At 43.3% G+C, this 16,965-nt stretch carries 24 protein-coding genes; all 24 read left to right on the top strand.

The features are described from left to right. The first annotated feature begins 102 nt into the window (after nucleotides 1-102). On the top strand, nucleotides 103-597 hold the full coding sequence (locus AC4IFT_RS09260; protein ID WP_490751171.1) for a TIGR02594 family protein: 495 nt from the start codon (nucleotides 103-105) through the stop codon (nucleotides 595-597). A gap of 1 nt (nucleotide 598) precedes the next feature. Beyond that, on the top strand, nucleotides 599-976 hold the full coding sequence (locus AC4IFT_RS09255) for a hypothetical protein (RefSeq protein ID WP_490751175.1): 378 nt from the start codon (nucleotides 599-601) through the stop codon (nucleotides 974-976). Further along, the gene (lysC, locus tag AC4IFT_RS09250; protein ID WP_490751174.1) at nucleotides 861-1,121 is read left to right on the top strand and encodes an Rz1-like lysis system protein LysC; all 261 of its coding nucleotides are present in this window, start codon (nucleotides 861-863) and stop codon (nucleotides 1,119-1,121) included. The genes AC4IFT_RS09255 and lysC overlap by 116 nt, the downstream gene beginning before the upstream one ends. A 609-nt stretch (nucleotides 1,122-1,730) precedes the next feature. Further along, nucleotides 1,731-1,901, top strand: coding sequence for a hypothetical protein (locus tag AC4IFT_RS09245; RefSeq protein WP_490751170.1), 171 nt, complete (start codon nucleotides 1,731-1,733; stop codon nucleotides 1,899-1,901). Continuing rightward, entirely contained in the window at nucleotides 1,901-2,239 is a 339-nt protein-coding gene (locus AC4IFT_RS09240; protein ID WP_490751169.1) for an HNH endonuclease signature motif containing protein, read from the top strand. Before AC4IFT_RS09245 ends, AC4IFT_RS09240 begins: the two co-directional genes overlap by 1 nt. Nucleotide 2,240: 1 nt before the next feature. Beyond that, entirely contained in the window at nucleotides 2,241-2,441 is a 201-nt protein-coding gene (locus tag AC4IFT_RS09235) for a hypothetical protein (RefSeq protein WP_490751168.1), read from the top strand. 126 nt (nucleotides 2,442-2,567) lie between these two features. Next, the gene (locus AC4IFT_RS09230) at nucleotides 2,568-3,035 is read left to right on the top strand and encodes a phage terminase small subunit P27 family (RefSeq protein WP_226693991.1); all 468 of its coding nucleotides are present in this window, start codon (nucleotides 2,568-2,570) and stop codon (nucleotides 3,033-3,035) included. After that, nucleotides 2,989-4,725, top strand: coding sequence for a terminase large subunit (locus AC4IFT_RS09225; protein WP_490751167.1), 1,737 nt, complete (start codon nucleotides 2,989-2,991; stop codon nucleotides 4,723-4,725). The genes AC4IFT_RS09230 and AC4IFT_RS09225 overlap by 47 nt, the downstream gene beginning before the upstream one ends. Beyond that, entirely contained in the window at nucleotides 4,725-5,993 is a 1,269-nt protein-coding gene (locus AC4IFT_RS09220; RefSeq protein ID WP_490751166.1) for a phage portal protein, read from the top strand. The genes AC4IFT_RS09225 and AC4IFT_RS09220 overlap by 1 nt, the downstream gene beginning before the upstream one ends. Nucleotides 5,994-6,010: 17 nt before the next feature. Continuing rightward, nucleotides 6,011-6,679 carry an HK97 family phage prohead protease gene (locus tag AC4IFT_RS09215; protein ID WP_490751165.1) on the top strand — a complete coding sequence of 223 codons (669 nt, stop codon included), beginning with the start codon at nucleotides 6,011-6,013 and terminating at the stop codon, nucleotides 6,677-6,679. Between the two features lie 3 nt (nucleotides 6,680-6,682). Further along, nucleotides 6,683-7,855 (top strand): phage major capsid protein, encoded by a 1,173-nt coding sequence (locus tag AC4IFT_RS09210; RefSeq protein WP_490751164.1) that lies wholly within the window; start codon nucleotides 6,683-6,685, stop codon nucleotides 7,853-7,855. Between the two features lie 36 nt (nucleotides 7,856-7,891). Further along, nucleotides 7,892-8,194, top strand: coding sequence for a head-tail connector protein (locus AC4IFT_RS09205; RefSeq protein ID WP_226693996.1), 303 nt, complete (start codon nucleotides 7,892-7,894; stop codon nucleotides 8,192-8,194). Beyond that, nucleotides 8,191-8,517: a phage head closure protein gene (locus AC4IFT_RS09200; RefSeq protein WP_490751163.1), complete on the top strand. Its 327-nt coding sequence runs from the start codon at nucleotides 8,191-8,193 to the stop codon at nucleotides 8,515-8,517. The genes AC4IFT_RS09205 and AC4IFT_RS09200 overlap by 4 nt, the downstream gene beginning before the upstream one ends. Continuing rightward, entirely contained in the window at nucleotides 8,510-8,959 is a 450-nt protein-coding gene (locus AC4IFT_RS09195; RefSeq protein WP_490751162.1) for an HK97-gp10 family putative phage morphogenesis protein, read from the top strand. Before AC4IFT_RS09200 ends, AC4IFT_RS09195 begins: the two co-directional genes overlap by 8 nt. Beyond that, complete coding sequence (locus AC4IFT_RS09190; RefSeq protein WP_490751161.1) at nucleotides 8,956-9,291, top strand: hypothetical protein; 336 nt, start codon at nucleotides 8,956-8,958, stop codon at nucleotides 9,289-9,291. The genes AC4IFT_RS09195 and AC4IFT_RS09190 overlap by 4 nt, the downstream gene beginning before the upstream one ends. 60 nt (nucleotides 9,292-9,351) lie before the next feature. Continuing rightward, nucleotides 9,352-9,840, top strand: a complete 489-nt coding sequence (locus tag AC4IFT_RS09185) for a phage tail tube protein (protein WP_490751160.1) — start codon at nucleotides 9,352-9,354, stop codon at nucleotides 9,838-9,840. After that, the gene (locus AC4IFT_RS09180; protein WP_490751159.1) at nucleotides 9,840-10,220 is read left to right on the top strand and encodes a phage tail assembly chaperone; all 381 of its coding nucleotides are present in this window, start codon (nucleotides 9,840-9,842) and stop codon (nucleotides 10,218-10,220) included. Before AC4IFT_RS09185 ends, AC4IFT_RS09180 begins: the two co-directional genes overlap by 1 nt. 23 nt (nucleotides 10,221-10,243) lie before the next feature. Then, the gene (locus tag AC4IFT_RS09175) at nucleotides 10,244-10,531 is read left to right on the top strand and encodes a phage tail assembly protein T (protein ID WP_490751158.1); all 288 of its coding nucleotides are present in this window, start codon (nucleotides 10,244-10,246) and stop codon (nucleotides 10,529-10,531) included. Nucleotides 10,532-10,571: 40 nt separating this feature from the next. Continuing rightward, on the top strand, nucleotides 10,572-11,165 hold the full coding sequence (locus tag AC4IFT_RS09170; protein WP_490751157.1) for a hypothetical protein: 594 nt from the start codon (nucleotides 10,572-10,574) through the stop codon (nucleotides 11,163-11,165). Between the two features lie 58 nt (nucleotides 11,166-11,223). Then, nucleotides 11,224-14,544, top strand: coding sequence for a phage tail tape measure protein (locus AC4IFT_RS09165; protein WP_490751156.1), 3,321 nt, complete (start codon nucleotides 11,224-11,226; stop codon nucleotides 14,542-14,544). Next, nucleotides 14,541-14,876, top strand: coding sequence for a phage tail protein (locus tag AC4IFT_RS09160; protein WP_490751154.1), 336 nt, complete (start codon nucleotides 14,541-14,543; stop codon nucleotides 14,874-14,876). The genes AC4IFT_RS09165 and AC4IFT_RS09160 overlap by 4 nt, the downstream gene beginning before the upstream one ends. Continuing rightward, the gene (locus AC4IFT_RS09155) at nucleotides 14,873-15,616 is read left to right on the top strand and encodes a phage minor tail protein L (protein ID WP_490751153.1); all 744 of its coding nucleotides are present in this window, start codon (nucleotides 14,873-14,875) and stop codon (nucleotides 15,614-15,616) included. The genes AC4IFT_RS09160 and AC4IFT_RS09155 overlap by 4 nt, the downstream gene beginning before the upstream one ends. Beyond that, nucleotides 15,613-16,323, top strand: coding sequence for an NlpC/P60 family protein (locus tag AC4IFT_RS09150; protein ID WP_490751152.1), 711 nt, complete (start codon nucleotides 15,613-15,615; stop codon nucleotides 16,321-16,323). The genes AC4IFT_RS09155 and AC4IFT_RS09150 overlap by 4 nt, the downstream gene beginning before the upstream one ends. Continuing rightward, nucleotides 16,320-16,928, top strand: a complete 609-nt coding sequence (locus AC4IFT_RS09145) for a tail assembly protein (protein WP_490751151.1) — start codon at nucleotides 16,320-16,322, stop codon at nucleotides 16,926-16,928. The genes AC4IFT_RS09150 and AC4IFT_RS09145 overlap by 4 nt, the downstream gene beginning before the upstream one ends. Nucleotides 16,929-16,965: the final 37 nt, after the last annotated feature.

Below are 16,965 nucleotides of genomic sequence, written 5' to 3'. Positions count from 1 at the left end.
TGGTGGCAACATCATGTCAATTGTTGTCATTAGTAAGTTAATGTCCCGAATCAAATCAATCTGGCTGCTAATTAAGCAGCCTTTTACTTTTATGGTGAAGAAATGACAGAACCTAAGTGGCTAATTGAAGCCAGAAAAGAAATTGGAGTTGCTAGATTCCCCAGCCCGAACAGCAATCCTAAAATTGTTCAATATTGGAAAGATATGAAATGGTCGGGTATCAAGGAGGACAAAACCTCTTGGTGCGCGGGCTATGTTGGCGCGATGCTTGAACGGGCTGGAATTATCGGTAGTCGCTCGGTCAGCAAGGTTCCTGAAGCGGCAAAATCATATTTAGATTGGGGTACTGCATTAAAAGAGCCTCACTATGGTTGCGTGGTAATTTTTGATAGATCTGGCGGTGGGCACGTTGGTTTTTGTGTTGGGAAAACAGCGGACGGTAAGTTGCTTATTTTAGGCGGCAATCAATCGGATGCGGTTAATATCAAATCATTCCCGCTGACCAGAGTTGTTGGCTATAGATGGCCTAAAGGCGTGGAAGTTGATAACCGACCTCTGCCAATCGGTGACGCCGCATTGTCAGTGAAAGAGTCGTGATATGGGTTCGCTAACTAAAGTATTAATGGCCGCTTGTGCCATTTTGCTATTTTGGCTCTGGTGGGTTGCTGATGACTATGACAAATTGAGTGATAAGTTTGATAAAAAATCAAATGAGCTAGCCGCCAATCAATTCATATTATCCACCGTTTTAGAACTTTCGGTAACGTTTAATGAAATCTCACGAAATAATCTTAGGGAGCGTGATGCGGCGGCAGTGGCTTCTGAAACGGTTAAAACCATTATCAAAACCGTTATTGCGGATGACAAGTGCGCTGCTATTGATGCTCCTCGTGATGCTACTATCGAGTTGCACAACCACGCGAATAGAATACGTTCAAACGCCATCAGTGCCCATCCCAGCCCATCTGCTCAATGACTGCTTGCCTGAGTACATCCCTGAGACATTTCCTTGGGGTGACTCGTTATTAATTAATGAGTCTCTATTAACAGTTATTGAACAATGTAATTTAGATAAGAAAGCCATTCGAGAGATTGAAGCGGTTAGAAATAACCCAAGATAACATTAGAGCGGAGTGTTTGTGTTAATACCAATCAGTAAATGCTCTTGCCAAAAAAATTAAACTTATGAAAGTAAGGGTACTTAATAAGTAGATGGCGAACTTTAAAAAAAGCGCCGTGATATCTGGCTGTTCTTTATCTTTACTAATAATGAATAGGATGCAGATAAGGATAGAGATAGATATGAGTAAGAGCGCAACGGGGTAAGTATACATATATTGACAGCTCTCTTTGAGGTGGGATTCTTATCGAACAGTAAAATATATTCTCAACAAGAAAGCAATACTGAAAATTGAACAGCAACGACAGGTGATGGAATAAAAAAAGCCTACACAGCGGTAGGCTAAAGATGTTGCTTTATACAAATGAATATCAGCGTTAAGCCTAGCAGGTTATTTCAAATGCGCAATTATATTGGTGATTATCAAATGACATAAAAAAAGCCCCTCTATAGAAGGGCATATCTAATGGAAATGTAGCTTTATAGTTATTGTAGTAAGGCCAGTCATCCTTGACCAGCGGCAAGATATTATCACTACTTATTACTTAATCCAAATCGGAGTACAGCCATCAGTTAGCCGCTGGTGGCTTTTTTATTTGAGGAACAAGTTATGACTGATTTAATTAAAAGTGTTCCTGTTATCGTTAAGGTTGGAACTATCAAAACAGAAACCGAGGAGCAAAAGCGAATCAAAGAACTGGAATTGAAAGTCTCAAACATGCAAGCACAGATAGTTCGGTTATCACAAGACGTGCAATCGGCTAAATCGGGATGGCTGTAATGAAACGGCCTAATGTCTATGGGGGCCGATGGGCTAAGGTCAGGCTAAGCTTTCTCAATGAGAATCCTCTATGTGTCATGTGCAAAGAGCAAGGGCGGATTACCGCAGCGACAGTCGTTGACCATATCACCCCGCACAGGCTAAGGGATGCACTAGCATCTGGTGACACTGAATGGATAGCTAAAGCCCAAAAGCTCTTCTGGGATAAAAAGAACTTCCAAAGCTTATGCGATCCCCACCATAACTCAACCAAGCAACGCATGGAGAAGAGTGGTGTTGTTGTCGGCTGCAGTGAAGATGGTATACCGCTAGATCCTAATTCACATTGGAATAAATAACATGGCAGAAACTAAGCAAGTAAAAATTTCTAATTTGTTCAAACATGGTAAACAGATTGGCTACTGCCTCACCGTTGATGGTCAGATGTTGTCTAATCAAAAACAAGTAAGCATCAACACATACCCGCTAGATGCTTCAGTTGATGTTGAATTCGGGTGGCATGAATCAATGGTCACAGATGCACCTGATATTCATTTATAATAATTTCGTTATGAAATCATAACGGTGGGGGAGGGTAAAAAGTTCAAAAACTTTCCCTTTAATTACCGACCGTAGTCATTCGTGTGCACAACCGCGAAATGAAAAGTTTTTTTCTGGGAGGTTCCGATGGCAGGAAGACGCCCGAAACCGACCCACTTGAAAGTGGTAACTGGTAATCCGGGGAAACGAAAACTCAACGACAAAGAACCCAAACCTCGGCGTGAAATTCCAAGCCCACCCGAACACTTAACGGATTGGGGCAAAATCGCATGGGCAAAATTAACATTGCTGCTTGATGGCATGGGCGTTTTAACCATTGCTGATTCTTTGGCTTTGGAAAGGCTTTGCGATATCTACGCTGATATTCTTCAGCTACGCGACACGATAGCGATTGAAGGTCGCACTTATACAACGAAAACCCAATTAGGCGATTTCCTGATTAAAGCACATCCAGCAGTAGCAATGCTGGCTGATGCGGATCGTCGTTTTAAAAGTTATTTAGTCGAGTTTGGTTTGACTCCAGCAGCTCGCTCAAAGGTGAAAATCGATGGTGGAGAAGAAGAGGAAGACCCGCTCAACGCGTTCTTCGGTTGACCCTGCAACACAATATGCCCAAGACGTTCATGACGGTAAAACTCTTGCTGGCCCCGACATTCGAAATGCTTGCGCTAGACATCTTAAAGACCTAAAAGAAGCTAAACAACGTGGTTTAGTTTGGGATGTTGAGGCTGTTCAACGCGCCATAGATTTTTTTGCCAAGGTGCTAAAACTCAATGGTGGTGAGCATGAGGGTAAGCCATTTATTTTATTGCCGTGGCAATGTTTTGTTATTGGTTCAATTTTCGGCTGGAAAATGGAAGATGGCACTCGCCGTTTTCGTATGGTGTATGTTGAGTCGGGAAAGGGGTCTGGCAAGTCGCCTTTATCAGCAGGCGTAGGCCTCTATTGCTTAGTTGCAGATGGTGAGCCTCGCGCTGAAGTTTATGCAGCGGCCACCAAAAAAGATCAGGCAATGATTTTATTTCGTGATGCGGTTGCAATGGTTGACCAATCACCGGCACTTAGCCAGCGGGTCATAAAGTCAGGCGGCGCGGGAAAAGAGTGGAACCTTGCTTTTTTAAAGGCTGGTTCGTTTTTTAGACCAATTAGTGCTGACGATGGACAGTCTGGACCTCGTCCTCACTGTGCGCTCATTGACGAGATTCATGAGCATAAAAACAACAATGTCGTTGAAATGATGCGAGCCGGTACTAAAGGGCGACGACAAGCATTGATATTCATGATCACCAACAGTGGCCATGATAAAACCAGCGTGTGTTATGACTACCATGAATATGGTCGAAAAGTCGCTGAAGGCTCAGTTGAAGATGACAGTTTCTTTTCTTATATCTGTTCACTTGATGAGGGGGACGACCCCTTTAAAGATGAATCGTGCTGGGGAAAAGCCAATCCCTCTTTAGGTTATACCTTCACTGACCGTTATTTACGGGAGCAAGTGACTCAAGCTCAAGGCATGCCAGCTAAAGAAAGCATCGTCCGTCGTCTTAATTTCTGCCAGTGGGTTGATGCCGATAACCCATGGATAAATGGTGATACATGGATGAGTTGTGAGAAGGCGTTCACATTAGAGGATTTACAAGGCGAGGAATGTTATGGCGGCCTAGATTTATCAGGAACACGAGATTTAACCGCATTAGCGCTTTATTTTCCACGAATTAAACATCTTTATGTCGAGTTCTGGACACCGAAAGATACCTTGCTAGATAGGGCTAAAACTGACCGCGTTCCTTATGATGCGTGGGCTAGGAGTGGTTTTATCCACACACCACCCGGTAATGCCGTTAAATATGAGTTTGTTGCTGAGCGTATTGCTGAAATAACCACATACGTAAATTTGCTCACCATTGCATTCGACCAATACAGAATCAAATACTTAGAGCCTAAATTAGATGAGGCTGCAGTCACCGTTCCTTTAGTTCCTCACGGGCAAGGTTATTACAAGGCAAAAGATTCTGGTTTGTGGATGCCTCACTCAATTGAATTATTTGAAGGGTTAATTGATGACAAAGCCATCATTATTCATGCAAACCCCTGTTTACGCTGGAATGCGGCATCAGCCGTGACGGAAGCAGACCAAAAAGAAAACCGTATATTTGCAAAAAGGAAGAGCACAGGGCGTATCGATGGTGTTGTGGCTTCCGCAATGGCAATCGGTGCATCCGAAGGTGAGGTTGATGATAATGGCAACCTTGATGATTTTTTCTCTAATCCACTGAGTATGTGATGACAGATAAACAATATTCAATCGATTTGCGCACTAACAATGGTTGGTTTGCGCGTCTGGCTTCCTTCTTTGTTGGAGGGAGACTAGTCACTCCCGAGCAAGGTTCACAAACGGGGCCTGTTTCCGCGCAAGGAACGCTAGGTGATTCCTCAGTAACCGATGAGCGAATACTTCAAATATCGACGGTTTGGCGTTGTGTAAGTTTGATATCAACATTAACGGCTTGCTTGCCCCTTGATGTTTTTGAAACAGATAAGTCTGGTAATAGAACTAAGGTAGACCTAAGTAACCCATTGGCGCGTTTACTTCGTTATTCACCAAACCAATACATGACAGCTCAAGAATTCAGAGAAGCAATGACTATGCAACTTTGCTTCTATGGTAATGCGTATGCACTGATTGAGCGAAATAAAAGTGGTGATGTAATCAGCTTGCTTCCGCTCCTTTCTGCAAATATGGATGTCAGAATGGAAGGTAAAAACCTTATCTATAAATATCAACGGGATAAAGAATTTGCCAAGTTTAAGCATTCTGAAATATTTCATTTAAAGGGATTCGGTTTCAATGGATTAGTGGGGTTATCTCCGATAGCGCATGCTTGTAAAACCGCGGGCACAGCAGTGGCAATGGAAGACCAGCAGCGTGAGTTTTATGCTAATGGAGCAAAGTCTCCCAAAATATTGACGACAGGTGACAAAGTTTTAAGTAAAGAGCAGCGTGGACAGGTTGAAGAAAACTTTAAAGAAATAGCGGGTGGGCCAGTTAAAAAACGGTTGTGGATACTGGAGGGTGGTTTTAAAGCGGAAGATATTGGCGTGAGCCCTCAGGATGCTGAAACCATGGCATCTCGAAAATTTCAGGTCAGCGAGTTAGCACGATTTTTTGGTGTCCCGCCTCACTTGGTTGGCGATGTCGAAAAATCAACCAGCTGGGGGACGGGGATTGAACAGCAAAATTTAGGTTTTCTCCAATACACCCTGCAGCCCTTTATTTCTCGATGGGAAAACTGCGTGTCTCGATGGCTTTTAAAGCCCGGCGATGTTGGTAAATATCATGCCGAACATAATTTAGATGGATTGCTACGAGGTGACTCCGCTTCCCGCGCTGCATTTATGAAAGCCATGGGTGAATCAGGGTTACGCACTATCAATGAAATGCGACGGCTTGATAACTACCCACCTCTTGAAGGGGGGGATGTTGCTTACCGACAAGCGCAATATGTACCCATCAACCAACTCAGCAAAGAGCCTCACGAAAGTGGGGCTTAATTATTTATGGGGGCTCAATGTCCGATATCAGAAAAACGCTCGCCTTTGATGAAGCAGAGATTAAATTCACTGGCGATGGTACCCAAGGCATTTTCGAAGGGTACGCCTCAGTATTTAGTAACACCGATTCCGATGGCGATATTATTTTACCCGGTGCTTTCAAAAGTGTTTTAACAAACCAAAAGCGCAAAGTTGCCATGTTTTATAACCACCGTGCGTGGGAGTTACCCGTCGGTAAATGGGATCACATGGAGGAAGACTCAAAAGGCCTCCTTGTCCGTGGACAACTTACTCCTGGTCATAGTGGTGCCCAAGATCTAAAAGCAGCAATGAAACACGGTACCGTGGAAGGGATGTCAGTGGGCTTTGGTTGCGTTCGTGAGGATTTCGATGTGACGTCCTCGGGGCGTATTTTTAAAAATATCTCTATGCTGCGAGAAATTAGCATTTGTACTTTTCCCGCTAATGAACAGGCACAAGTCTCGTCACTAAAAAGCGTCGATGGCCTGTCCACTATTCGTGATGTTGAAGATTGGCTGAGAGAGTCAGTGGGTCTATCAAAATCAGAGGCGCTTGGTTTTATCTCTCGCTTCAAATCGGCTATTCGGAGCGAGTCCGATGGCACTCAAAAATCTCATGTAGATTCCATTGTTACACAAATTAATTCATTTAATCTGAAAGGATAAATTATGTCTGATTTAAACCAAATTCAAAAAGCCATCGAAGATTCTCAGAAACGAATTCAGGACCTATTCGATGCGCAGAAAGCAGAAATTGAAGCAACAGGCTCTGTGTCTAAGCAATTGCAAACTGATTTGGCAACCGTTCAAGAAGAACTGAAAAAAGCGGGTGAGCGCCTGTTCGACTTAGAGCAAAAAGGTGCAACAGGTGCGGATGATCCAAATGCGAAAAAGGACTTTTCTGAGCGTGCATCAGAAGAGCTCATTAAATCGTGGAATGGTAGTGCAGGTGCCTATGAAGTTAAAACATTCAATAAGTCACTGGGCAGCGATGCAGGTTCAGCAGGTGCATTGATTCAGCCAATGCAAGTACCGGGGATCATTATGCCGGGTATGCGCCGTTTGGTCGTTCGCGATTTGTTAGCACAAGGCCGCATTTCCAGTAACTCACTCGAATATGTGCGTGAAAAGTTGTTTACCAATAGCGCTGCACCTGTGAAAGAAAAGGCTCAAAAACCTGAGTCTGACCTGACTTTTGAAAAACAAACCACTAACGTGATCACTATCGCGCACTGGATTCAGGCATCACGCCAAGTTATGGACGATGCGGCACAGCTGCAGTCTTACTTGAATACCCGTTTGTTATACGGCTTAGCGTTAGTTGAAGAAAATCAGCTACTTAATGGTGATGGCTCAGCCGATAACTTGACAGGTGTTAACCAAGTCGCAACAGCGTACGATACTACGCTAAATGTAGCAGGTGATACACAAGCTGACCTGATCGCACACGCTATTTATCAGGTAACAGAGTCTGAATTTAGTGCATCGGGGATTATTTTAAACCCGCGCGACTGGCACACCATTGCATTAATGAAAGACAAAGAAGGCCGTTATATTTTCGGTGGACCTCAAGCATTTACGTCTAATGTAATGTGGGGACTGCCTGTTGTGCCAACAAAAGCACAAGCACAAGGTGAATTTACTGTTGGTGCGTTCGATTTAGCTTCGCAAGTATGGGATCGCATGGATGCCACAATTGAAGTTAGCCGTGAAGACCGTGATAACTTTGTTAAAAACATGCTGACCATTCTGTGCGAAGAGCGTTTAGCATTGGCCCACTATCGCCCACAGGCATTAATCAAAGGTTCTTTTGCTACAGCGGAAGGTAAGTCAACTAAATAATAAGGTCGGGGTAGGTAACTACCCCGTATTATTCCGATGGATATCTTAAATGTTATTCCGCTTTCATTGCTAAAGCAGCACATTGAATATGACGATGACGACCGGGATGAGCAGATTACGTTTTATGCTCAGAGTGCTTTGGATTATTGCTTAAAATGGTGTGATGAACCCGCATGGAAAGTACCTGAAGATATCCCTCATCCAGTTAAATTAGCAGCGTTATTGGTTCTTGGCGATATGTTTGAGCATCGGACTAGCCAAAGCGAAATTCAATTGTATGAAAACAAAGCGGCAGAGCGTTTATTGTTTCATCATCGAAATTGGCGAGGTGGTGAATGAATCCGGGTCGACTGCGTCACAAAGTGACTTTCCAGCGTAGTGAATTAGTTAAATTGCCCTCAGGTGCCCGTGAAAATCAGTGGGTTGATATTGCTACGACACGCGCAGAAGTTAAAGCTATCTCAGGTCGTGAGCTTCTTGCGTCAGGTGCCGAAATGTCAGAAATCACTGTTCGCGTTTGGATGCGTTATCGACCTGATATTAACTCAACCTGCCGCATGGTTTTTAACGGGCTCAACTACGATATTCAATCCGCTATTCCTGATGTGAAAAATACCCGACTTGAATTGCTGTGTAAACAGGGGGTCAAGGCTGATGGATGATTTTAATATTGATTTCAGCGGCTTTCTTGACGTGAGCAAAGAGCTTGAGGAACTCAGTAAAGCAGAAAACACAAAAGTATTACGGCAAGGGATTTACGCGGGTGCGGTAGTTCTGCGGGATGAAGTAAGAGCCAAGGCTAAAAGGCGCACTGGAAAACTAGTCAGAAACATTATAGCCAGCAGTCAGCGTAGTCGCAAAGATGGTGAAGTTTCAGCGGGTGTTTATGTTCGCGGTAGCAATAAAGAGGGAACTAACAGCGATAATTCCATGAAAGCTAAAGACCCAAGGAATGCTTACTACTGGCGATTTTTGGAAGAAGGCACCTCTAAAATGCCCCCAGTACCTTTTATTCGACCTGCTTTCGATAGCAAAGCAGATGAAGCCGCTAGTGCAGCTATAGAAAGAATGAATCGGGCTATTGATGAGGTACTTAACAAATGACGGATGCAGACTTATTCAAACTCTTAGATCCTGTGCTACCTGATAAAGTGTTTCCACTTGTTGTCCCACAAGATGCACCAGCCATCAGCGCACCCTGGTTAATATTCTCATCCTATGACATCGATGGGGATGTGTTCTCTGGCCAAGCCGAAACGATGACTAATGTTCAAATTGATGTTTATGCAAAAAGCCCCGATAAAGCCAGTGAGTTACTGGATAAAGCATTTATGGCCATAAAAGTATTATCACCGACAAATGTCTCCCGTAAATCTGATTATGAGTCCGATACGGCTCTGCATCGTAAAACGTTAGAATTCCAAGTCTGGAATTAAACCTCAATTCACACCATCAGCCACCTACGGGTGGTTTTTTTATGTCTATAGGAAACTGATATGACGAGTAAACATGAAAAAACGCAAGGTACCAAAATCAGCGTTTCTAAATTGGCGGCAACGGATATTACTGCAGTCGAAACAGATTCGTTGCAAATTGATTGCACAACGAAAGAAATTAGCTTCACGGGTGGTCAAAAAGCGGATATTGACGTCACAACATTCTGCTCAAATGAACAGGAAAATATAAACGGTCTCGCAGCTCCCGCGGAGGTTACTATTGGCGGTAACTTTGCAATTGATGAGGGGCAAGATGTATTGCGGCAGGCTTATGATAGTGATGCAGTCCATGCCTTTAAAGTTGTATTTCCTTCTGGTGCAGGTTTTGCGTTCCTTGCTGAGGTTCGCCAAAACAGCTGGTCAGCAGCAACAAACGGTGTTGTAAGCGCGTCATTCACCCTTCGTCTGAAAGGTAAGCCTACGCCATTAGTGAAAGGGAAAGTAGCCGCTCCAGCAACACAATCACAAACAACAGGGGGTGGTAAGTAATGGTTAAAGCTAAAAAGTCTAATTTACGTAACTTAGCCCTCAGTGCCTCACAATCATTTCGGACTAAAAAAGTGACCGTGCCCGAATGGGGTAACTTAGAAGCGACCATTCGCGAACCATCACTTCAGGCGCGTATTAAGTGTAGTGAATTGGTTGAAGTGAAAGATGGCGAAGAATTAACATCCACCCAAAAATCCTTACGCAACATTGAAGGCGATGTTGCTTTATTTATTAACATTCTTCTTGAAGAGGATGGAACACCCGTCTTCACTGAAGAAGATATCCCTGCTTTATTGGAAACGTACGGTCCAGTTCATGCGCGTTTATTATCAGAAGCATTTGCGCTAACTATTTCAGTATTAGAAGCTGAAAAAAAGTAAAAGAACCGGAAACATTCTTTTTAATGACACTGGCGCTCAGGCTGGGAAAAACGCTTAAAGCGTTAATTCATGATCTGGACGCCAGCGAGTTAAGAATGTGGATGGCATACGACAAAATCAGTCCTATTGGGGATGGTCGTGGCGATATTCAAACAGCAATGATCACCTCAGCAGTAATGAATGCGGCAGGTGCAAAAGTCTCTCTACGGGACATGATTCCAGTTTGGGATCAGGATGCAGCTAACGAACCTACTAGTGATAGTAATAATCAATCGCCGCTTGAAGCATGGTTGAGCAGCATGTCTGAATAGTTATATAGTAGGCCCATTATTTATAAATATGGTGGGTTTAATGAAAATAGCATCTGGGATTATAGTAATAATTGCTGTAATGGTTATTTTATGGAGTATTTATATTGGTTCACGAGAAGTGATCTCACTATTGATGATAATTCCATTGAATTTAGTCGTTGCGGTTTTCTTTTTAAAAATACAGGAAAAGCTTTCAAACAATAGTGAAATAGAAGAGAGTAAATTTAATAGGTTGTCATTCATAAACTCTATTGCTTATTCGCTTACAGCAATAGCATTATGTTGGGCTATTTTATCATATATAGATAGCGGGACGGCTCTTTTTGGCGATGCTTATAAACAAAGAGTTGAGTTAGAAAACATAAAGAAAAAGTCATGGCAAAACGCAGCATCTGAGATGAATTATGTATCATTTGCAGAAAACAGGTTAAAAGAAAACCTTAAAGATCCTTCCTCTGCTGATTTTAAGGGTAGTAGAACAGGACACAATGGCTCTGTATGTGGAATGGTAAACTCAAAAAATAGTTTTGGGGCTTATACAGGGTACAAAAATTTTATCCAAATAGGGTCATTTACAATGATTGATGATGATACCAGTCAGTTCAGTAAGCAATGGGAAACCTATTGTAATTAAACTTTAATAAACCAAGTAAGCCTCGCGAAAGCGGGGTTTTTTCATTTTAGGAGGTTACGTGGCCACTTTACGCGAATTAATATTAAAAATATCTGCTAATTCAAGCAGCTTTCAGGCTGAAGTTGGCAAGGCTTCTCGCATTAGCAATGATTTTTATAAAAATTCAGCGAATGGAAGTCGCCAATTAAGACATGAGCTAATTCAGCAAAAAAAAGCCTTAACAGAAATCAATGTTCAATTATCTAGTGTTGCCATGACTGCAAAAGCGAGCGCAGGTGCATTAATTGGTTTTTTTTCAGCGTCCGCCGCAATATCAACAGTTGATGAATGGGGGCAGATGTCAGCCCGTATAATTATGGCTCTTAAGTCAGTCGAGGGATCAGCGCAAAGGTACGATGAAATACAACAACGGTTTTTAACTATCAGTAACCGCAATGGTAAGGCCATAGAGACAACACAAGATCTGTATATTGGGACGGCTTCAGCAATGAAAGAGCTCAATTATAATACTACTCAAACGGTTGATTATATTGAATCAATGTCATCAGCATTTACTGCTAATGCAACTAGCGCCCAAAAAACAGAGTCAGCCCTTAATGCCTTAAATAAAGCCACAATTGAAGGTAAAGTCGCAGGTGAAAACTGGAAAGCGATCATGAATGCCACACCTTCGGTGCTGGTGGATATCGCTAATGAGTTAGAGCGTACCAATGGTGGGATGAAAGTCACTCAAGGCCAAGTTAAAAAACTGGCAGCGGAAGGTAAAATCTCCTTTAAGTTATTTGCAGATGCCATGATAAATGCCAAAAACGCAAATAATGAACTTGCTGATTCTATGGATAACACAGTTGCTGATGGCTTTATGCGAGTAGCAAATTCAGCAAAAAGCTATTTTGGCGAGTTAAATCGAGGGGCTGGGGCAACAAAATCCATATCTTATATTTTAGCAACATTAAGTGATAATTTTGACAAGGTCGCACTTGCTGGTAGTTTAATTATTGGTGTTGGATTATCTAGATACCTAGGGAACTTAACCTTAAACACTAAAAATCTAGCCAAAGAAACAATCAATGGTTATTTGTCGCAAGTTAATCATACAAATGAACAAATCCGTAGCCTTCAAGTTACCCAAATGCGTATCAAGGATGAGCGCCAACTATTAATTGACTCAAGGCAATCACTGATAGCTAAAAAAATGGTAGCTGCGACGGATAAAGAGCGGATTATTCTTGATGCTCAATTAGCGAAAAACACTAAAGCATTAATAGCCCTCAGCAATCAAGAAGTTGCCGCTAACACTAAGCTGGCTGCATCACGCCGAGCGCTGAATAGCATGACATCAGTTGCATCTACAATAGGTCGTGGACTTTCTGGTGTGTTGTCATTGGTCGGAGGGCTACCCGGTGCGGTAATGCTAACTGCTGGTGCATGGTATTACGTCAATGAAAGGCAAAAAGAGGCCCATAAAACATCTCTTGAATATGCTAAATCTCTCGATGGTATTGCAGAGCGAACAAAAAACATGTCGCTTTCTGAGTCATCTGATGAGTCAAAAAAAGTTAAGGAAACGCTTGAGGCTCAGACAAAGGAAATTGAGAGGCAACTTGAGTTAGTTCAAAGAACACATTCCAGCATTAATGCGATGAGAGAAATAGCTGAAAAAAACTTCCCTGATTTGCCGGAAATAGCGAAAGAGGGGGCGTTAATTAATTACCAATCTGCATTGGAATCTCTTTCTGTTGAAGAGGATCGCCTTAAAGCATTAGAGCAAGAGCGTGAAAAAACATTAAGTGTTCTTAATGGGCTAACTGAGCAAGCAAACCGACAAATAGAAGTTGGTAATACTGCGAAAAATCAGAAGCGAGCAGCGATGGCAAAAGAGATCGCTCAAGAATCTGAGTTTAATCGTATTTTGTCTATTGGTAACTCAATTCTTTCAGCGCGCCAATTATTAACCCAAGCGCCAATGTTAACGGGTAATCGACCAGTATTAAATGACACCCAAAGGCAGATGCTATGGAGTGCTGAGCAGGAGCGTATTCTTGCTGGTATGAAGCAGCGCGATCAGGTTGAGCAGCGAGCCCTTTGGGAGGCAGAAAGTACATTTACTAATGATGATCACAAGAAACAATATGTTAACGACAAATTAAAAGCCTATGATGACCGCGAAAAAATGAATAAGTCGCTGAAATCAGGCATTGCGCTAACAAAAGAGGCTGACCGAATTACTGAACGCTATAAAGATAAAATGGCTGACCTCAGTGTAGCAACAGAGGTTCAAAAAGTTAGGGCATTACAGGGAGAAAAAGCTGCAGCGCTCTATGCAGCCGGTCATGAAACGGGCGCTAAATGGACGGATGAACAGCGAAAAGCAATACAAGCATCATCCGTTCAGCTGGCGGAATGGACACAAAAAGCGGATGAAGCCGTCCGCAAACAGCGTGAAATGACCGATGCTTTAAAAGACCTTAAAGAGGCATCTAAGAAATATAATGACGATGCAGCTCTGGCACGAAGCACTGTCGGCATGGGGGATCGCCGTCGAGGTCTTGAAGAAGAGAAACAGCAGGTTGAGCGCGTATTCCGTAAAACAGATGGTGGTACAGAAGCCTTAAAAGCGCGGCAAGATGCACTCGATGCATTGAACAAGAAGTATAAAGAGGCCGTGTTAGCAGAAGCAGATTGGCGAGCAGGGGTAACAGCAGGTCTTGAAAATTGGGTGGATGATGCATCCAATTATGCAGGTCAGGCGGCAAGTGCAACTCAATCCGCTATGGGCGGCATGGTTGATAATATTTCTAATATGCTAATTGGTAACAAAGCTGACTGGAAAAGTTGGTCAGTAGATGTACTGAAAAGCGTACAGAAAGTACTCACTAACATGGCCCTTGTTCAAACAATGAAAGCGGCTGGTGGTTATTTTGGTGGTGGTTTCGGCAGCTTCATGAGTTCGATTATACCGAATGCCAAAGGTGGTGTTTATGATTCACCTAGCTTAAGTTCTTACAGCGGGAAAATTGTTAACTCGCCTACCTTATTTGCCTTTGCCAAAGGTGCTGGCTTGATGGGGGAGGCAGGGCCTGAAGCTGTCATGCCATTGGCTCGAGGTTCTGATGGTTCATTAGGCGTGCGGGTACTTGGCTTAGAAAATGTTCAAAATGGAACTACGTCTATTACTTCCAATAACGCTATCAATATTGATGTTGGTGATATCAACTTGATTAGCGATGGCACTAAAGAGCAGCAACAGCCAGTGGGTGACGTAAGCGGAGCTAGGCAGCAACTCAAAAACGAAATTGTGACTACTGTCAATGAACAAGCATCAAGAGAAGGCACGCCTCTTTGGCTACTCATTAATCGTAGAAGGGGATTCTCATGATAGAAATATTCACATGGTGCCCTCGTGTTAACGCCCAAAGTGATACTACATTCAGAACAAAAAAAGCACAGTTCGGCGATGGGTATACACAAACGGCAGGCGATGGGATTAACCCACGTTCTGATAACTTACAATTAGAGTTTGTAGGTAAAGAGGCAATGATCAAACAGATCGTTGCCTTTTTTGATCGCCATGAGGGATATAAGGCGTTTATCTTTACTCCACCATTGCGCGAAAAAGGGCTGTTCCGTTGTGAGGCATATAAGACATCGGCATTGGGTGCTGGTGTCTATTCTGTATCAGCAACATTTGTTGAGACTTTTAGTTCATGAATATTACATCTGACGTTCAAAAGCTAGAAGCGGGTAATAAAATTCGACTCATTGAAGTTGATGCCAGCGAGTTTGACGGGCCCATACTGCGCTTTCATGGATATAACCTACGGCATACCCCGACTGAAATTGAATCGGCTGGGAATGAATTAAAACCTAAGGCGATTTGGTGGCAGGGCAATGAATATGGGGCGTGGCCCTATAAAATTGAAGGCATGGCCAAAAGTGGCGATGGGGCTCAGGCTCGGCCTAAATTGCAGGTCTCAAATGTGGATAGTGTAATTTCATCATTGTGCTTACAGTTTGATGATATGGCAAAAGCGAAAGTCACTATTTATGAGACGTTCAGCCACTATCTTGATGCAAAAAATTTTGCTGACGGCAACCCAACCGCTAATCCTAGCGAGTTTTTTTCTCAAGTTTATTACATTGACCAAAAGACAAATGAGGTAGCGGGTGAAGGTGTAGAGTTTGAGCTTTCTAGTCCATTTGATTTGCAGGGAATTATGATACCCGTTCGCCAGATACATAACCTGTGTTATTGGTGTATGAAAGGGGATTACCGTAGTGGTAATGGTTGTTCCTATACTGGCAATAAGTACTTCAATGAACGGGGTGAGCCTGTCGATGACCCATCGTTAGATAAATGCGGTGGGCTTATTAATGATTGCAAAAAACGCTTTGGTGAGAATGAGCCCTTGGATTTTGGAGGGTTCCCTGCAGCAGGATTAATACGATGATCACAAAGAAACTAACTGAGGCGATATTTCAGCATGTACAAGCGGAATATCCCAAAGAGGCCTGTGGTGTTATTTGCCAAAAAAGCCGAGTCAAAAAATACTTCCCCTGCAGTAACCTTTCCGATAACCCCAATGAACATTTTGAACTTTCTCCAGAAGACTATGCGGTTGCCGAAGATTGGGGGGATCCTATTGCGATTGTGCATAGTCACTGTGGTGATGGTGTGACGACTCAACCCTCTGAAATTGATAAGTTACAGTGTGATGCCACGGGGTTGCCGTGGATTATCGCATCATGGCCAGAAGGTGATATTCGACTCATTCAGCCTCGAGCAGAGCGAGAATTAGAAGGGCGTCCATTTGTGCTTGGTCATGCAGATTGCTGGTCTTTAATTATGGACTACTACCGACAAAAACACGGTATTGATCTGCACAACTACAGCGTCGATAGGCACTGGTGGGAAGAGGGCGAAAATTTGTACATGGACAATTACCTGAAGGCGGGTTTTGTTGATGTGACAGGCGAGCCTAAAGAAGGTGACATGGTGATTATGCAAGTGCAAGCCGATGTTCCCAACCATGCGGGGGTAATAGCCGACGGCATGTTGCTTCATCACCTATATGGCCAACTGAGTCGACTTGTTCCTTACAGCGATTATTGGCGGGATCGGACGGTTAAAGTGGTTCGGAGGAAAGAGCTAGCATGACTGAACTTAAAACGATACGCCTTTATGGCCAACTCGGAACCCAGTTTGGGCGAGTGCATAAACTAGCGATTGATTCCCCTCGTGAAGCCATAAAAGCATTATCAGTACTTTATGATGGATTTGAGCAATTTCTTGCGAACGCACATCTTAAAGGACTGGAATTTGCCGTATTTAAAGGTAAGCGCAATATTGCTGAGGATGAGCTGCATCTTGATACCTGCGAAGATATTCGCATCGCACCGGTGATTAAAGGTAGCAAGCGAGGTGGATTTTTTCAGACCATGTTAGGTGTGGCAATGATAGGTGCAGCTATGCTTATTGGTCCTTCAGGCTGGGCTGCATTCGGCACATGGGGCACGTGGGGTGGAGGTTTAGCGCTGGGTGGTGCCGCAGTCGCTTTGGGTGGCGTTATTCAAATGCTGTCACCTCAACCTCCTGGTCTTTCGATGCGGCAAGATGCAGATAATAAACCTTCTTATGCATTCGGTGGGGCAGTGAATACCACAGCACAAGGTAACCCTGTGCCGTTATTTTATGGACTAGACCGACGCGAAATCGGTGGCGCCATTATTTCAGCAGGAATATACACCGAAGATCAGCAATAAACTTACATCAACTATCTATTTTCTATAGCGGCTTAAT

This window comes from Providencia sp. UF-183 (genome assembly GCF_058246155.1).
The sequence above is the reverse complement of the archived record's forward strand: the minus strand, read 5'-3'. Positions and strand labels throughout refer to the sequence as shown.

Coding starts and splice junctions, on each gene's coding strand:
- AC4IFT_RS09260 (WP_490751171.1), top strand. CDS start 103: ATGACAGAACCTAAGTGGCTAATTGAAGCCAGAAAAGAAATTGGAGTT.
- AC4IFT_RS09255 (WP_490751175.1), top strand. CDS start 599: ATGGGTTCGCTAACTAAAGTATTAATGGCCGCTTGTGCCATTTTGCTA.
- lysC (WP_490751174.1), top strand. CDS start 861: ATGACAAGTGCGCTGCTATTGATGCTCCTCGTGATGCTACTATCGAGT.
- AC4IFT_RS09245 (WP_490751170.1), top strand. CDS start 1,731: ATGACTGATTTAATTAAAAGTGTTCCTGTTATCGTTAAGGTTGGAACT.
- AC4IFT_RS09240 (WP_490751169.1), top strand. CDS start 1,901: ATGAAACGGCCTAATGTCTATGGGGGCCGATGGGCTAAGGTCAGGCTA.
- AC4IFT_RS09235 (WP_490751168.1), top strand. CDS start 2,241: ATGGCAGAAACTAAGCAAGTAAAAATTTCTAATTTGTTCAAACATGGT.
- AC4IFT_RS09230 (WP_226693991.1), top strand. CDS start 2,568: ATGGCAGGAAGACGCCCGAAACCGACCCACTTGAAAGTGGTAACTGGT.
- AC4IFT_RS09225 (WP_490751167.1), top strand. CDS start 2,989: ATGGTGGAGAAGAAGAGGAAGACCCGCTCAACGCGTTCTTCGGTTGAC.
- AC4IFT_RS09220 (WP_490751166.1), top strand. CDS start 4,725: ATGACAGATAAACAATATTCAATCGATTTGCGCACTAACAATGGTTGG.
- AC4IFT_RS09215 (WP_490751165.1), top strand. CDS start 6,011: ATGTCCGATATCAGAAAAACGCTCGCCTTTGATGAAGCAGAGATTAAA.
- AC4IFT_RS09210 (WP_490751164.1), top strand. CDS start 6,683: ATGTCTGATTTAAACCAAATTCAAAAAGCCATCGAAGATTCTCAGAAA.
- AC4IFT_RS09205 (WP_226693996.1), top strand. CDS start 7,892: ATGGATATCTTAAATGTTATTCCGCTTTCATTGCTAAAGCAGCACATT.
- AC4IFT_RS09200 (WP_490751163.1), top strand. CDS start 8,191: ATGAATCCGGGTCGACTGCGTCACAAAGTGACTTTCCAGCGTAGTGAA.
- AC4IFT_RS09195 (WP_490751162.1), top strand. CDS start 8,510: ATGGATGATTTTAATATTGATTTCAGCGGCTTTCTTGACGTGAGCAAA.
- AC4IFT_RS09190 (WP_490751161.1), top strand. CDS start 8,956: ATGACGGATGCAGACTTATTCAAACTCTTAGATCCTGTGCTACCTGAT.
- AC4IFT_RS09185 (WP_490751160.1), top strand. CDS start 9,352: ATGACGAGTAAACATGAAAAAACGCAAGGTACCAAAATCAGCGTTTCT.
- AC4IFT_RS09180 (WP_490751159.1), top strand. CDS start 9,840: ATGGTTAAAGCTAAAAAGTCTAATTTACGTAACTTAGCCCTCAGTGCC.
- AC4IFT_RS09175 (WP_490751158.1), top strand. CDS start 10,244: ATGACACTGGCGCTCAGGCTGGGAAAAACGCTTAAAGCGTTAATTCAT.
- AC4IFT_RS09170 (WP_490751157.1), top strand. CDS start 10,572: ATGAAAATAGCATCTGGGATTATAGTAATAATTGCTGTAATGGTTATT.
- AC4IFT_RS09160 (WP_490751154.1), top strand. CDS start 14,541: ATGATAGAAATATTCACATGGTGCCCTCGTGTTAACGCCCAAAGTGAT.
- AC4IFT_RS09155 (WP_490751153.1), top strand. CDS start 14,873: ATGAATATTACATCTGACGTTCAAAAGCTAGAAGCGGGTAATAAAATT.
- AC4IFT_RS09150 (WP_490751152.1), top strand. CDS start 15,613: ATGATCACAAAGAAACTAACTGAGGCGATATTTCAGCATGTACAAGCG.
- AC4IFT_RS09145 (WP_490751151.1), top strand. CDS start 16,320: ATGACTGAACTTAAAACGATACGCCTTTATGGCCAACTCGGAACCCAG.